This is a genomic window from Streptomyces sp. NPDC008238 (genome assembly GCF_042956445.1).
Taxonomy (GTDB): Bacteria; Actinomycetota; Actinomycetes; order Streptomycetales; family Streptomycetaceae; genus Actinacidiphila.
Window position 1 is genome coordinate 271,542 of record NZ_JBIBGK010000002.1, and the last position, 14,160, is coordinate 285,701.

14 protein-coding genes are annotated in these 14,160 nt (G+C 74.4%); 4 read left to right on the forward strand and 10 right to left on the reverse strand.

Annotation, left to right across the window (positions count from 1 at the left end):
- Positions 1–152 precede the first annotated feature (152 nt).
- Positions 153–566, forward strand: a complete 414-nt coding sequence (locus ACFZAU_RS06080; RefSeq protein WP_500551271.1) for an ATP-binding protein — start codon at positions 153–155, stop codon at positions 564–566.
- Between the two features lie 100 nt (positions 567–666).
- On the opposite strand, the gene dapC is transcribed toward ACFZAU_RS06080, so the two are convergent.
- Both dapC and fdxA read right to left on the reverse strand, forming a co-directional pair.
- On the reverse strand, positions 667–1,779 hold the full coding sequence (gene dapC / locus ACFZAU_RS06085) for a succinyldiaminopimelate transaminase (RefSeq protein ID WP_500551272.1): 1,113 nt from the start codon (positions 1,777–1,779) through the stop codon (positions 667–669).
- 94 nt (positions 1,780–1,873) lie between these two features.
- Positions 1,874–2,194: a ferredoxin gene (gene fdxA / locus ACFZAU_RS06090; protein WP_018561461.1), complete on the reverse strand. Its 321-nt coding sequence runs from the start codon at positions 2,192–2,194 to the stop codon at positions 1,874–1,876.
- 113 nt (positions 2,195–2,307) lie between these two features.
- Here fdxA and ACFZAU_RS06095 point away from each other — a divergent pair, with 113 nt between their 5' ends.
- Both ACFZAU_RS06095 and ACFZAU_RS06100 read left to right on the forward strand, forming a co-directional pair.
- A complete protein-coding gene (locus ACFZAU_RS06095; protein WP_500551596.1) occupies positions 2,308–3,330 on the forward strand; it encodes a GNAT family N-acetyltransferase in 1,023 nt (340 codons plus the stop codon).
- 10 nt (positions 3,331–3,340) lie between these two features.
- A complete protein-coding gene (locus ACFZAU_RS06100; RefSeq protein ID WP_500551273.1) occupies positions 3,341–4,165 on the forward strand; it encodes a transglutaminase-like and tetratricopeptide repeat-containing protein in 825 nt (274 codons plus the stop codon).
- 135 nt (positions 4,166–4,300) lie between these two features.
- Here ACFZAU_RS06100 and ACFZAU_RS06105 read toward each other — a convergent pair whose 3' ends face one another.
- The 8 genes from ACFZAU_RS06105 to ACFZAU_RS06140 form a co-directional block, all read right to left on the reverse strand.
- Entirely contained in the window at positions 4,301–4,909 is a 609-nt protein-coding gene (locus ACFZAU_RS06105; RefSeq protein ID WP_396568620.1) for a response regulator, read from the reverse strand.
- Entirely contained in the window at positions 4,839–6,086 is a 1,248-nt protein-coding gene (locus tag ACFZAU_RS06110; RefSeq protein WP_500551274.1) for a sensor histidine kinase, read from the reverse strand. The genes ACFZAU_RS06105 and ACFZAU_RS06110 overlap by 71 nt, the downstream gene beginning before the upstream one ends.
- 22 nt (positions 6,087–6,108) lie before the next feature.
- Positions 6,109–6,822: an ABC transporter permease gene (locus ACFZAU_RS06115; protein WP_500551275.1), complete on the reverse strand. Its 714-nt coding sequence runs from the start codon at positions 6,820–6,822 to the stop codon at positions 6,109–6,111.
- Positions 6,819–7,760, reverse strand: a complete 942-nt coding sequence (locus tag ACFZAU_RS06120) for an ABC transporter ATP-binding protein (RefSeq protein ID WP_500551276.1) — start codon at positions 7,758–7,760, stop codon at positions 6,819–6,821. The genes ACFZAU_RS06115 and ACFZAU_RS06120 overlap by 4 nt, the downstream gene beginning before the upstream one ends.
- Before the next feature lie 135 nt (positions 7,761–7,895).
- Positions 7,896–10,040 carry a VanW family protein gene (locus ACFZAU_RS06125; protein ID WP_500551277.1) on the reverse strand — a complete coding sequence of 715 codons (2,145 nt, stop codon included), beginning with the start codon at positions 10,038–10,040 and terminating at the stop codon, positions 7,896–7,898.
- A gap of 194 nt (positions 10,041–10,234) precedes the next feature.
- The gene (locus ACFZAU_RS06130; protein WP_499607075.1) at positions 10,235–10,591 is read right to left on the reverse strand and encodes a DUF6113 family protein; all 357 of its coding nucleotides are present in this window, start codon (positions 10,589–10,591) and stop codon (positions 10,235–10,237) included.
- Positions 10,588–11,481, reverse strand: coding sequence for an N-acetyl-1-D-myo-inositol-2-amino-2-deoxy-alpha-D-glucopyranoside deacetylase (gene mshB, locus ACFZAU_RS06135; protein ID WP_500551278.1), 894 nt, complete (start codon positions 11,479–11,481; stop codon positions 10,588–10,590). The genes ACFZAU_RS06130 and mshB overlap by 4 nt, the downstream gene beginning before the upstream one ends.
- 152 nt (positions 11,482–11,633) lie before the next feature.
- Positions 11,634–11,828 carry a hypothetical protein gene (locus ACFZAU_RS06140; RefSeq protein ID WP_499607081.1) on the reverse strand — a complete coding sequence of 65 codons (195 nt, stop codon included), beginning with the start codon at positions 11,826–11,828 and terminating at the stop codon, positions 11,634–11,636.
- Positions 11,829–12,016: 188 nt separating this feature from the next.
- Between ACFZAU_RS06140 and ACFZAU_RS06145 the strand changes: the two genes are divergently transcribed.
- Positions 12,017–14,149: a S9 family peptidase gene (locus ACFZAU_RS06145; protein WP_500551279.1), complete on the forward strand. Its 2,133-nt coding sequence runs from the start codon at positions 12,017–12,019 to the stop codon at positions 14,147–14,149.
- Positions 14,150–14,160 lie beyond the last annotated feature (11 nt).

The following is a 14,160-nucleotide window of genomic DNA, read 5'->3' on the forward strand; positions in this document are numbered from 1 at the left end:
TTGCTCCGCTTTACCGCCCCGAGAATCCGGCCGCATTACCAACTCTTTACTCTTGGCGGCCGCAACCTTCGGCCCCCTTCACGCGGTAGTCACGACGTCCGCCCCGCGGACATGTCACGTCGAAACTGTCGTCTCTCCGTAAAAGGAGCACCATGTCTCTCCCCCTCGCGCGTCGGATCGCCCGGGCCGCCCTGCTGGTCGGCGCGGCCGTGGCTCCTCTCATCGGTGCCGGTGCCGCGTCCGCCGCCGAGCTGCCGCAGGTCGGCGACCTGGGTGGGCTGACCAACGTGGACAAGACCCCCGAGCTCACCGGCACCGTGAACGGCGTGGCCAAGCACTCCGGCGCCGTGAAGACCGTGCAGCAGGCGCTGCCCGCGACGACCGAGACCGTCGGCGGCCTCGCCAAGAGCACCCAGCCCACCGTCAAGGGCGCCGCGACGGAGGCCGCCAAGACCGTCGGCGGCACCGCCCAGGAGCTCGGGAAGACCGCCAAGGGCTCGGGGCTGCCGGGTGGCCTCCCCTCCACCGGCCAACTGCCCCTCCAGGGGCTCCCCATCGGCGGCTGACCCCCCACAGCCGCACCGAAAGGGCCCGGGGAGCGGTGCTCCCCGGGCCCTTTGCGCGTCCTGTGCGCGGCCGTACCGCCGCCGGGCGTACCGCCGCGGCTCAGGAGGACAGCCGGCGCACCGCCGCCGCCACCCGCTCGTCGGTGGCGGTGAAGGCGATCCGTACGTACCGCTCGCCCGCCGCGCCGTAGAAGTCGCCGGGCGCCACGAGGATGCCGTGCTTGGACAGGTCCGCGACGGTGTCCCAGCAGGACTCGTCGCGCGTCGCCCACAGGTACAGGCTCGCCTCGCTGTGCTCGATGCGGAAGCCGGCGACCTCGAAGGCCTCCCGCAGCGTCGCCCGCCGCCGCGCGTAGCGCTCGCGCTGCCGGGCCACGTGGGCGTCGTCCCCGAGCGCCGCGACCGTGGCGGCCTGCACCGGGGCGGGCGTCATCATGCCGCCGTGCTTGCGGATCTGCAGCAGCTCGCCGAGCACGGCCGGGTCGCCCAGGAGGAAGGCGGAGCGGTAGCCGGCCAGGTTGGAGCGCTTGGACAGCGAGTGGACGGCCACGATGCCCTCGTAGGAGCCGCCGCAGACGTCCGGGTGCAGGACGGAGACCGGGTCGGCGTCCCAGCCCAGCTCCAGGTAGCACTCGTCGCTGAAGACCAGCACGCCGTGCTCGCGTGCCCAGGCGACGGCACGGGTCAGCTCGTCCTTGGACAGCACGCGACCGGTGGGGTTGGAGGGGCTGTTGAGCCACAGCAGCCGCAGCCCCGCCGGGTCGGGCTCGGTCGGTTCGTCGTAGACGACCGGCTCGGCGCCCGCCAGCCGCGCCCCGACCTCGTACGTCGGGTAGGCGAGCCGCGGGTACGCCACCTTGTCGCCCGCGCCGAGGCCCAGTTGGGTCGGCAGCCAGGCCACCAGCTCCTTCGAACCGACCACCGGCAGCACGTGCGCGTCGGTCAGCCCGGCGGCGCCCAGCCGGCGGCCGGCCCAGCCGGTGATGGCGGCGCGCAGCTGCGGCGTCCCCCACACGGTCGGGTAGCCGGGGCTGTCCGCGGCCGCGGACAGGGCACGCTGCACGATGTGCGGGACCGGGTCGACCGGGGTGCCGACCGACAGGTCGACGATGCCGCCGGGATGGGCGGCGGCCGTGGCCTTGTACGGTTCGAGCCGGTCCCACGGGAAGACGGGGAGTCTGGACGAGACTGGCTGCGCCACGGTGGTGCTCACTTTCCGTTCCTCGCAGGCACGCGGCCTGCCACTGCCTGAAGCACGACGGTCCCGCACGGCGGTGTGCCGTGCGGGACCGCAAGCAATTCTCGGGTCATTCGCCCTGCGGGGGCAGGGCGGCGATGAAGGGGTGGTCGCGCTCGATCAGCCCGAGCTTGGAGGCACCACCGGGCGAACCGAGCTCGTCGAAGAACTCGACGTTCGCCTTGTAGTAGTCCTTCCACTCCTCCGGGGTGTCGTCCTCGTAGAAGATGGCCTCCACCGGGCAGACCGGCTCACAGGCTCCGCAGTCGACGCATTCGTCCGGGTGGATGTACAAGGACCGCTGGCCCTCGTAGATGCAGTCGACGGGGCACTCCTCGATGCACGCCTTGTCCTTGACGTCGACACAAGGCTGCGCGATGACGTAGGTCACGCTGTCGTTCCTCCTCGATAGGGCTGTCTCGCGCGGGAGCGCGGCGTCGTCGATGCCCGCCCCTAGTATCTCCGTTCTTGGGCAGCAGACGAACAGGAGGGGCGGTCATGAGCATGGATTTCACCGCCGGAGGCCGGCTCGAGGTGCGCATAACCCCTTCTGACGTGGGCAAACGCGTTTCGGTACGGAGGATCGCGGAGATCGTCGACGGACACCCGGTGTTCACCGACGCCGTAGGGGTTCTCACATCGTGGGACCACGGGGTGCTCGTCGTCACCCGACGGGACGGAGAAGCCGTCCGCATCGCGGAATCGTCCCTGGTGGCGGGGAAGGTCGTGCCCGCCGCACCGGCGCGTCGCGGCGCCCGCGCGCCCCGTGCGACCGCCCGCGAACTGCAGGAATCGGCCTCCCGCGGCTGGCCCGCCCAGGAGACCGCCCGGCTGGGCGGGTGGACGCTGCGGGCGGCCGGCGGCTTCACCCGGCGCGCCAACTCCGTGCTGCCGCTCGGCGATCCGGGTGTCCCGCTGTCGGAGGCCGCGGCACGGATCGCCCGCTGGTACGGCGACCGCGGCTTGCCGCCGTACGTGCAGGTCACCACCGGTGGCGAGGACTCCGACGAGGCGCTGGCCGAGGCACTGGACCACTACGGCTGGACCGCGGAGGGCCACGCCCTGCTGCGCACGGCCGCGCTGGCGCCGATCGCGGACCTGCCGGGCGCCGAGGCCGTACGGCTGTCCCGCGAGGCCGACGCGGCGTGGCTCGCCCGCTACCACCGCACGGGTGACCTGGGCGACGCGGCGCTGAAGGTGCTGGGCGGCGGTCCCTCGGTGTGGTTCGCCACCGTTCCGGGCGACGGTCCGGCCGGCACCGGGCCCGCGGCGATCGGCCGCTGCGTCGTCGACGGCCGGTTCGCCTCCTTCGGCGCCGTCGAGGTGGCCCCGGACCACCGGCGGCGCGGACTGGCCCGGGCCGTGATGGCCGCGCTCGCCCGCAAGGCGCTGGACGAGGGCGCCTCCGGCGCGTACCTGCAGGTGGAGACCGGCAACGAGGGGGCGCGCGCCCTCTACGACCGGATGGGCTTCACCACCCACCACGCCTACCACTACCGGCGCGGCCCGCTGTCCGCGGAAGGGTGAGAAGCCCGGTATGGACGACGCCATGAGGCAGCGCTTCGGCGAGGCCGCCCGAGAGCCGCGCCCCGACCTCGCGGAGCTGTGCCTGCTCATCGGCGCGGAGGCCGACCCGTCCCTCGACGAGGCGGGCACGGACGCGGCGCAGATGGAACTCGACCGCCTCGCCGGGCTCCTGCCGTACGGCCTCTCCGCACCCGGCGACTGGGCCGACGCCGCCGCGGAACTGCTCGGCAGCCGCTGCGGGTTCGGCGGCTCCCCCGCCGACTACCAGCGGCTGGAGTCCTCGCTGCTGCACGAGGTGCTGCGCCGGCGGCGTGGGCTGCCGATCCTGCTGTCGGTGGTCTGGATGGAGGTCGTCCGGCGCGCGGGCGGCCCGGTCCACGGGGTCGCCCTCCCGGGGCACTTCGTCGTGGGCTTCGGCGACCCCGCGGGCGGGTTCGTGCTGGCCGACCCGTTCAACGGCGGGCGGCGGCTGGGCGAGGAGGACGTACGCGTACTGGTGGCGGGCGCCACGGGGGCAGCGCCGTCCCCGGCGATGCTGGAGCCGGCGGATCCGCTGGACATCGTGCAGCGGGTGCTCAACAACATCCGCGCGTGGGCGTCGGCACGGCCCGAGCACCTGGCCACGCAGTTGTGGGCGGTGGAGCTGGCGCTGCTGCTGCCCCACCATCCGGCGCGGCTGCGCTTCGAGCACGCCCAGTTGCTGGTGCGCAAGGGGGACTTCGCGCGGGGCGCGACGGAGATGGAGGAGTACGCCGACGTACTCGCCGAGGCGGAACCCTCCGCCGCGACGGCCATGCGCCGCCAGGCGCGGGCCGCCCGCGCGCTCCTCAACTGACGGGGGCGTGTGGTGCGTGGGTGGGTGGGTGGGGGTGGTGCGGTGCGCCGGTTCTTCGGCTGTCGCGCCGTCTCGCGCCCTGCCCGCCGCTTTGCGCCCGAAGGGCGCGAGACGGCGGGACAGCCGAACAGCCGCCTAGAGCCAGCCGCGTTCGAGGGCGATGCGGACCGCTTCGGCGCGGTTGCGGGCGGCGGTCTTCTGGATCGCCGTGGAGAGGTAGTTGCGGACGGTCCCCTCCGAGAGGTGGAGGCGGCGGGCGATGTCCGCGTTGAGGGAGCCGTCGGCCGCCGCACGCAGGACGTCCCGCTCGCGCGGGGTGAGGGGGTCGGCCCCCTCCGACAGCGCGGCCGCCGCGAGCACGGGGTCGATCACCTTCTCCCCCCGCAGCACCCTGCGCACCGCCTCCGCGAGTTGCCCCGCGGGCGCGTCCTTGACCAGGAACGCGTCGGCGCCCGCCTCCATCGCGCGGCGCAGGTACCCGGGCCGGCCGAACGTGGTGACGATGACCACGCGCACCCCGGGCAGCTCCGCGCGCACCGCGGCGGCCGCGTCGAGGCCGGTCATCGCGCCGGGCATCTCGATGTCCAGGAGGGCCACCTGTGCCCCGGCGTCGCGGGCCGCGCCGACGACGTCCTCGCCGCGGGCGACCTGGGCGACCACCTCGATGTCACCCTCAAGCCCCAGCAGCGCGGCCAGGGCCTCCCGCACCATCGACTGGTCCTCTGCCAGCAGCACCCGGATCATGGCCGTGAGCGTAGTCGGCCGGGACGACGGCGTGGAGGGTGAAGCCGCCCTCCGCCATGGTCTCCAGACGGCCCCCGGCGAGCTGCAGGCGCTCCTCCAGGCCGGTCAGGCCGTTGCCGCGGTGCGTGCCGCCCGGCCCCGGTCCCCGGCCGTCGTCGGCGACGGTGAGCCGTACCGTGCCGTCGTCCTCGGCGACGGTGACCACGCAGCGTGTGGCGCCGCTGTGCCGTACGACGTTGGTGACGGCCTCGCGCAGGGCCCAGGCGAGCGCGCCCTCGGCCTCCGGCGTGAGCGGGGCGGTCACCGTCGCGGGCAGCCGGCCGCGGATGCCGGCGGCCTGCAGGACGGCGCGGGCGCCGGCGAGCTCGGTGGCGAGGGTGGGCCTGCGGTAGCCGCTGACGGCCTCCCGGACGTCCACCAGGGCCTGCCGGCTGACCCGTTCGATGTCGGCCACCTGCGCGGCGGCGTCCTCGGGGCGGTCGGGCAGCATGCGTCCGGCCAGTTCGCTCTTGAGGGTGATCAGCGAGAGGGAGTGGCCGAGCAGGTCGTGCAGGTCGCGGGCGAGCCGCAGCCGTTCCTCCGTGGCCGCGAGCTGGGCGACGGCCGCCCGGGCCTCGCGCAGTTCGCGGGTGGTCCGCACCAGCTGGCGCACGCCCATCATGGCGTAGCCGCCGAGCAGGCACGGCACGAGCAGCGGGATCACCAGGTCCTCGCCCGCGCCGGCGAGCCAGGCGGCGGCGGCGAGCAGCGCGGTGACCAGCGGGATCGCCCAGCGCGCCTGGCGGCCGGGGAGCACCGCCCCGCAGCCGACGGCGAGGTAGACGAACAGGACGAGGAAGGCCTCGCCGAGGGTGAACGTCATCAGCAGCGCCAGCGCGCCCAGCAGCACGAGCTGCCCGTACACCCAGCGCGGCTGGTGTTCGGCGTTGGTCCGCAGGAAGACGATGCCGAGGTAGCCGGCGACGTAGCCGGCGAGCCCGAGCCAGCCCAGCACGCTCGTCGTGAGGCCGTGCCCGCCCTCGGCGAGGTCGCTGACCGGGGCGCCGAGGTAGAGCATCCACATGGCCACCCAGACCAGCTTGACCACGGCCTGGCGGCGGTTCTCCGGGGCCCTGCCGATCGCCGGGGCGTCCCGGGGCTCGGCGACGTCCGGCGCCTGCGTCGTTCCGGCGGTCACGGTCCTCCTCCTCTCCGGCCCGTCAGGCCTTCGCGGTGTCCTTGCGGTACATCCAAGCGGCTGTCCCGGCGAACACCAGCCCGTAGACCACCAGCACGGCGACGTCCCCTGCGTGCGGGGCCCGTCCGGACTCGACGGCCTGGCCGAGCGCCGCGTACGGGCGGGACGGGAGCAGCTCCGCGATGTCGCGCAGCCGGCCGGGGAAGGAGTCGAAGGGCACCCACAGCCCGCCGAGCAGCGCGAGCCCGAAGTAGGCGATCATCGCGACGGGACGGGCGGTCTCCGCCGAGGCGACGTAGCCGATGGCCACGCCCAGCGCGGCGAAGACGAAGCTCCCCGCCCAACTGGTCATCAGCACCCCGGCCCACTGCCACGCGGCCATCCGCACGCCCTTCACGGCGCCGCCGGCGAGCAGCACGAGCACGATCGAGGGCAGGCTGACCGTGGCGGCCGCCGCGACCTTGGCCAGGACGTAGCCGCGCCCGGGGAGGGCGGTGAGCCGCAGCTGGCGCACCCAGCCCTTGTCGCGCTCCCGGGCGATCCGCTCGGAGTTGCCCATGAGCACGGCGGTCATGGCGCCGAAGGCGCACATCGCCACCATGTAGTACGGCACCATCGCGGCACTCTGGCCGGCGGTGAGGATCATGAAGAGCAGCACCGGGTACAGCACCGAGAAGAACATGAACTTGCGGTTGCGCAGGACGCGCAGGATCTCCAGCCGGGCCAGTGTCCTCATCGCGCCGCCGCCTCCTTCTCGGACTTCTCCAACTTCTCGGGCTGCCCGGGCTGCCCGGACGACTCCGTGATGGCCAGGAAGGCCTGTTCCAGGCCCAGCCCGGCGACCTCCAGGTGCCGGGGGTAGAGCCCGGTCGCGTAGAGGGCGTGCACGGTCGCGTCGGCGTCCGTGGAGCGGATGCGCACTGTGCGCCCGGTGACCTCCACGTCCGTGACCCGCGGCAAGGCCCGCAGGGCAGGCCGGTCCGGCGGTGTGTCCAGGTCGAAGACGATGCGGCGGACCCCGGCCCGGGCCTTGATCTCGGCGGCGGTGCCGTCGGCGACCAGCCGGCCGCCCTGCAGGACGAGCACCCGGTCGGCGACGGCGTCCGCCTCCTCCAGGTAGTGGGTCGCGAAGAGCACCGCGCGGCCCCGCGCCACCTGCCCGCGCATGGCCTCCCAGAAGGCCTGCCGGGCGGAGACGTCCATGCCGGTGGTCGGCTCGTCGAGGACCAGCAGGTCACTGGCACCGGCCGTGGCCAGGGCGAAGCGCACGCGCTGCTCCTGCCCGCCGGAGAGCTTGTCGACCTTGCGGTCGGCGATGGACTCCAGTCCGGCGGCCGCCATCACCTCGGCGACGGGGTGGGCGCGCGGGTGCAGGTCGCAGGCGAGCCGTACGAGCTCGCGGACGGTGACCTCCTCCATGAGGCCGCCGCTCTGCAGCACGGCACCGACCCGGCCGTCGGCGATCGCCCGGCGCGGGGTGGTGCCGAAGACCTCGACGGTGCCGGAGTCGGGGGTGCGCAGCCCCAGCAGCAGGTCCAGGGCGGTGGACTTGCCGGCGCCGTTGGGGCCCAGCAGGGCGACGGTCTCACCGGGGTGGAGGGTCAGGCTCAGGTCGTCGACGGCCCGGACCTGACCGAAGCTCTTGCTCACGTGCGTGAACACTGTTGCGGTCATGGCAGCAGCCTCGCCGACGGCGGGGTCCGCACGGCAGTGCCGGGCGTCCTGTTCCGCGGGTGACAGATGTCATGGGTGTGGCCCCGGTACGGGTACCGGGGCCACACCTTCACGCCGGGATCGGGCGACCGGGGGTCAGGAGGCGCCCTCGATGGTCACCGTCTTCTTGGCGGCGTCGGTGGTCTGCAGCGCGGCCATCATCGCCGAGGCGACGTCCTCCGGGGTGACGGCGGTCTTGCTGCCGTCACCGCGTTCGACCAGCACACCGTCGAAAGCGCCGCCGTACAGCCCCTGGAGCACCTTGCGGTCGATGTACGGCGTCAGGTTGCCCTCCTGGTCCGGCACCATCGTGAGGATCTGCGACAGCGACTTCTCCGGGCTGAACGGGACCTGTGCGGCGCCGGCACGGACCGTGACCAGCCCGGACATGGCGGACTTCCCGAAGCCGTCGACGGCCTTGTCGAGCGCCTCCTGGGTCACCTTGGGCTCCACGGTGGCGACCTTCAGGCTGACCGTGCCGGCCTTGCCGGTGGCGACCTGCGTGGCGTAGGCGGCGGTGACGGCGTCGATCGAGGCGCCCACGTCCACGCCCTCGTGGGGCTTGCCGGGGACGGCGACAGCCTTGCCGTCCACGAACTTGACCATGCCCTCGGAGCCGGAGCCGCCGAGGCCCTGGGAGAGCTTCTCCAACTGGGCGCGGAGCTTCTCGCCGTCGGTGGTCAGCACGGGCTCGGCCGCGCGCGAACCGCCGAACAGCGAGCCGATGACGGTGACCGGGTTGTAGTCGCGGTGCGCCACGTTGCGGACGGTCGCGTCGGTGTCGAGGACGAGACCGGCGGCCGAGGGCTTGAGCGACTTCTGCGCGTCACCGACGGTGACGGTGATCGGCGCGTTCTTGCGGGGGCCCAGCGCCTGGTCGAGAAGCGCGACGGCCGCGTCCTTGGTCTTGCCGCCGATCTCCACGCCGTAGACGGTCGTGCCGGCCGGCACGTCGGAGTGGTCCATCAGGAGTCCGGCGCCGTAGGCGATGCCGGCCAGGCCCAGCACACCGACGCCCGCCAGTATGAGCTTGGAACGTCCCTTGCGCTCCGGCTCGGCCGCGCTCTGGCGCGCGGCGGGCGGCGCCGCGGGCTCGTCCTGCTCGAAGCGGTACATCTCGCCGCCGGCCGGAGCCGGACGGTTCGCGGACGGTCCCGCGGGGGGAACCGCGGGGATGCCGCTGACGACGGTGTCCCCGGACAGCCGCTCGGACGCGGAGGACGGGAACGGCGTCGGGAACGGCGACCGGCCGGTCGCGGGGCCCGCCGGGGGCACCCGCATCTCACCGGTCACCGGGCCCGCGGTGGGGCCGGACGGCGGCTGCTGCCCCGGGAAGGGCAGACCGGCCCCCGGACCCGCGGGGCCCGCACCGGGCCCGCCGGGGAACGGACGCTGTCCCTGAGGGGGGCGCCCGGGGCCGGCGGGGCCACCGGGGCCGGCCGGACCGCCGGGCGCCACGGGCCCACCGGGGCCGCCGGGGCCGCCGGGAACACCCGGTCCGCCCGGACCACCGGGGCCACCCGGCGCGACCGGGCCGCCGGGGCCCGCCGGGCCGACCGCGCCGTCGTTCAGGTACGGGATGCCCCCGCGCCGGGGCCCGCCGGGGGCGCCGGCCGGCCCGGGGGCCGGACCGCGCTCGGCCGGCCCGGGCTGGGCGGGGATGTCGCCGATCTGCATCGGCTGGGTGACCTCGGGGGCGGAGAACTCCTGGGCCGCCTCGGGCGCGGGCGCTGGCGCCGGTACGGGCGCGGCCTTGCGCGGCGCGAACCAGTCGCTCGTCGGCTTCTCGCTCTTCGGCCCCGCAGTCGGCTCGGCGGCGGGCTCGGGCGCGGGTGCCGGGGCGCCCTGACCCGCCCCGGTGCCGTTGCCGGTGCCCGTACCGCCGCCGGTGGCCCAGCCCGCGGGCAGCGGGGCGGACTCGGCGGCGGGGCCGGCCGGTGCGGACCCGGCGGCCGCCTCGTCCTCCGCGCCGCCCTCGACGGGCGTGCGGACGACGACCGGCGGGATCGGCCGGGACCCGGGGATGTTGATGCGCACCCGGGTGGTCAGTGTGGTCTCGGTCTTGGTCTCCTCCGCGGCGGGGGCATCGGCGGGCTCCCCGTTCGCGGCACCGTCGCGCGGGCCCTCCTGCGGATGCAGCGACGGAAACGGTCGGGTTCCGTACGGCGGGGTACCCGACGGGTACGCGGCTCCGCCCCGGCCCTGGGGGCCGGGGGACGGACGATCAGTTTCACGACTCAAAGCAGGCTCTCCCGGTTCGCTTCGCCACCCGTCACGGCCTTTCCGCGGGCGGCCCGGCGGCGCGCACCACCATACTGGGCGCCGCGTCGGAGCCGCCTGTCCGCCGGATGGAGACCGCCCTGATCAAAGGGGTTTATGTGACGTCGACCGCCAAAACGGACGACGCTCGCTCCGTAACGGACGCAACGTGGCGCCTATCGTGCCTCAAGTGATCCACCAGGGGGAGTTCGGGGTTGCACAAGCGTGGCCGACATCACTCCCGCCATGGCTCCGCCCAACAGGTAGACGTACGGGCTGATTCCGTTGGCGAACAGGAAATCGCCCTCCGGACGGGCCGAGCTGAGCAGCATCACGGTGATCAGCCACACCGCCGCCGGCACCACCGCGCCCAGTCTTGTGCCGGTCAGCCTGGCACCGCCGTGGAAGAGCGCCGCGCTCCCGGCGAGCGCCAGCAGCAACCCGCCCGGGAACCAGGCGGCCTGGACCAGCGACCCCGCGACGGCGACCGGCACGCCCAGGACCGCGAGCAGGGGGTAGGCCGCGCGCCTCATGCCCCGCTCCCGGCGAACAGGTCGTCCTCCAGGCTGCCGGCGGCCGCGGGCGCGCCCTTGACCAGCCGGTAGAACTCGGCGCCGAACAGGGGCTGTCCGAGGTCGTTGGAGAGCGCGAAGAACGGGCCGTCCACCGCGATCTGGGTGACGTGGGCCTTCATCGCCGCGGCCTTCCGCTCGGCGTAGCGGGCCTCCACGTCGATGGCGGCGGTCACCATGTCGTCGTCCACCACGCCCGGGACGTCGTCGACGGTCGCGATGCCCTCGAAGGGCATCTGCCGGCCGGCCGCGTGCAGCCGGGCGAAGCCCTCCTCGACCACGCGGCGCGGGACGCAGTTCCAGTAGACCTTGGCGACGGAGTGCGGCCCGCCGAGGTCGCGCCGGTAGGCCGGCTCCGCGGACAGCTCGGCGGCCCGCATGGCGACCCGGTGCGCCTTGACGTGGTCGGGGTGGCCGTAGCCGCCGTCGGGGTCGTAGGTGACCAGGACCTGCGGACGGACCTCGCGGATCACCTCCACGAGGTACCCGGCCGCGAGGTCGAGGTCCGCCTGCCAGAAGCTGTCGGGCCGGTCGTTCTGGGGCGCGCCCATCATCCCGGAGTCGCGGAAGCGGCCGGGGCCGCCCAGGAGGCGGTGGTCGGTGACGCCGAGCTGCACCATGGCGTCCGCGAGTTCGCCGGCCCGGTACGCGCCGAGGGTGTCGTCGCGGCCGGGCGCCAGGTGTGCCAGTTCGGGCGGGATGACCTCGCCCTCCTCCCCGAGGGTGCACGTCACCAGCGTGACGTGCGCGCCCTCGGCGGCGTACTTGGCCATGGTGGCGCCGTTGTTGATCGACTCGTCGTCGGGATGCGCGTGGACGAGCAGCAGTCGCCGGGCGGGCAGTGCGGTCATGAGGAGAGCCTAGGCCCTGCTGTCGGGGTGGCCCGGGCCGGCCGAAGGGCGGGTCCCCCGGTTCGCCGACGGGGTGCGCCGCACGGTGGAGGGTCACCCCCGCAGCGGGCCACGGGGACGATCCGGCGGCTTTCCGGGCCGAAGGCACGGGCTCAGAACTTGAAGTCCCCGATCATGCCCGCCACGTTGCTGGTCAGGTCACTGATCGTCGGGGCGATGGAGGAGCTCGCCAGGTAGAACCCGAGCAGTACGCAGACCACCGCGTGCCCCGCCTTCAGACCGGCCTTCCTGACCAGCAGGAAGACGACGATCAGCAGCAGCAGCACCGCCGAAATCGAAAGTGCCACAGCGGCTCACCTCCAGGGCCTCGTGGTCCGACAGCAATTGCCAACCGGTTGTTACCCACTCTCGGCAGTGGATCATAACTTTGTGGCGCACCGCATAGCTCGTCGCACGGGAGCACGCGGGGGCGCATGGCCGGATCTCGCGGTTGGCGTGCGCGGGGCCCGCCGGCGGGCGGTGGCACACTCCCCCCATGACGCAAGCGCTCTCGTTCCCGCGGCAGTACGCCCGCACGCAGCGGTTCTCGCTCGGCGCCCCGCGCGCCTTCACCGTGTCGCCGGACGGCGGCCGGGTCGTCTTCCTGCGCTCCCGTACCGGCACCGACCGCTCGCACCTGCTGTGGGTGCTGGACCTGGAGTCCGGCACCGAGCGGGTCGCGGCGGACCCCGAGGTGCTGCTGTCCGGTACGGCGGAGGAGTTGTCGCCGCAGGAGAGGGCGCGCCGCGAGCGCAGCCGGGAGGGTTCGGCCGGGATCGTCGCCCACGCGACCGACGACGCGGTCGAGCTCGCCGCGTTCGCCCTGTCCGGGCGGCTGTTCACCGCGGAACTGCGGGCGGGCACCGCCCGGGAGATCGCCGTGCCGGGCCCGGTGGTGGACCCGCGCCCGTCGCCTGACGGCCGCCTGGTGGCCTACGTGACGGACGGCGCACTGCGCGTGGTGGCCGCGGACGGCGGCGGGGACCGTGCGCTGGCCGAGCCCGAGGGCCCGGACGTCGCCTACGGGCTGGCCGAGTTCATCGCGGCCGAGGAGATGTCCCGCAGCCGCGGCTACTGGTGGTCGCCGGACGGCGACCGCGTACTGGCGGCCCGGGTGGACGCGTCCCCGGTCCGCCGCTGGTGGATCGCCGACCCGGCGAACCCCGGGCAGGCGCCGGCCGAGGTGGCCTACCCGGCCGCGGGCACGCCGAACGCCGAGGTCACGCTGGTGCTGCTGTCGCTGGACGGCACGGCCACCGCGGTCGAGTGGGACCGCGAGCGCTACCCGTACCTGGCGCAGGTGCACTGGTCGGCGGCGGGCCCGCCGCTGCTGCTCGTCCAGACCCGCGACCAGCGCGAGCAGGTGTACCTGGCGGTGGACACCGCCACCGGGGGCACCCGGGAGGTGCACCGGGACCGCGATCAAATCTGGCTTGATCTTTTCGCCGGGGTGCCCGTGTGGACGTCCGGCGAGCGCCTCGTGCGGATCTCCGACGAGGACGGCGCACGGTCGCTGTTCGTCGGCGAACAGCCTTGGACGGGGCTGGAGTTGCACGTACGTGCGATGCTCGGGCGGGACGGCGACGCGGTCCTGCTGTCGGCCTCCGCGGGACCGGGCGCCAAGGACCCGGAGATCGGCGAGATCCATGTGTACCGCGCCGACGGCGGCCCGGGCGGACCGGTCCGGCTGAGCACCGAGCCGGGGGTGCACTCCGCGGTGCGCGCCGGGGGCGTCACGGTGCTGTCCTCCGCGTCACTGGGGTCGGCGGCCACTTCCGTGCGGGTGCTGCGGGACGGCGAGGAGGTGGCGGAGATCGCCTCGTACACCGAGACCCCGGTCCTCAGCGCGCGCCCGGTGCTGGTCGGCGCCGGCGAGCGCGGGGTGCCGGCGGCGGTGCTGCTCCCCTCGGGGTACCGGGCGGACGACGGCCCGCTGCCGGTGCTGATGGACCCCTACGGCGGGCCGCACGGCCAGATGGTGGTGAGCGCCCAGCGCGGCTACCTGCAGGCGCAGTGGCTGGCCGACCAGGGCTTCGCGGTCGTCGTCGCGGACGGCCGGGGCACCCCCGGGCACTCCCCCGCCTGGGAGAAGGCGATCGCGGGCGACTTCGCGGGGGTCACGCTCGACGACCAGGTCCACGCGCTGCACGCGCTGGCCGGCCACTACCCGCTGGACCTCACCCGGGTGGGCATCCGCGGCTGGTCCTACGGCGGCTACCTGGCGGCGCTGGCCGTGCTGCGGCGTCCGGACGTCTTCCACGCGGCGGTGGCGGGCGCCCCCGTCACCGACTGGCGGCTGTACGACACGCACTACACCGAGCGCTACCTCGGCCACCCCGAGGAGCGGCCGGCGGTGTACGCCGCCAACTCCCTGGTCACCGACGCCGGCCTGGCGGACCCGGCCGAGGAGGTCCGGCCGCTCATGATCATCCACGGTCTGGCCGACGACAACGTGGTGGCCGCGCACACCCTGCGGCTCTCCTCCGCGCTGCTGGCCGCCGGACGCCCGCACGAGGTGCTGCCGCTGTCCGGCGTCACGCACATGACGCCGCAGGAGGAGGTCGCCGAGAACCTGCTCCTGCTCCAGGTCGCGTTCCTCAAGCGCTCCCTGGGCGTCGGGCGGGACTAACGGGGGTCCCG

Coding starts and splice junctions, on each gene's coding strand:
- mshB (WP_500551278.1), bottom strand. CDS start 11,481: ATGACCGCACTGCCCGCCCGGCGACTGCTGCTCGTCCACGCGCATCCC.
- ACFZAU_RS06115 (WP_500551275.1), bottom strand. CDS start 6,822: ATGAGGACACTGGCCCGGCTGGAGATCCTGCGCGTCCTGCGCAACCGC.
- ACFZAU_RS06120 (WP_500551276.1), bottom strand. CDS start 7,760: ATGACCGCAACAGTGTTCACGCACGTGAGCAAGAGCTTCGGTCAGGTC.
- ACFZAU_RS06105 (WP_396568620.1), bottom strand. CDS start 4,909: ATGATCCGGGTGCTGCTGGCAGAGGACCAGTCGATGGTGCGGGAGGCC.
- ACFZAU_RS06100 (WP_500551273.1), top strand. CDS start 3,341: ATGGACGACGCCATGAGGCAGCGCTTCGGCGAGGCCGCCCGAGAGCCG.
- ACFZAU_RS06130 (WP_499607075.1), bottom strand. CDS start 10,591: ATGAGGCGCGCGGCCTACCCCCTGCTCGCGGTCCTGGGCGTGCCGGTC.
- ACFZAU_RS06080 (WP_500551271.1), top strand. CDS start 153: ATGTCTCTCCCCCTCGCGCGTCGGATCGCCCGGGCCGCCCTGCTGGTC.
- ACFZAU_RS06145 (WP_500551279.1), top strand. CDS start 12,017: ATGACGCAAGCGCTCTCGTTCCCGCGGCAGTACGCCCGCACGCAGCGG.
- ACFZAU_RS06095 (WP_500551596.1), top strand. CDS start 2,308: ATGGATTTCACCGCCGGAGGCCGGCTCGAGGTGCGCATAACCCCTTCT.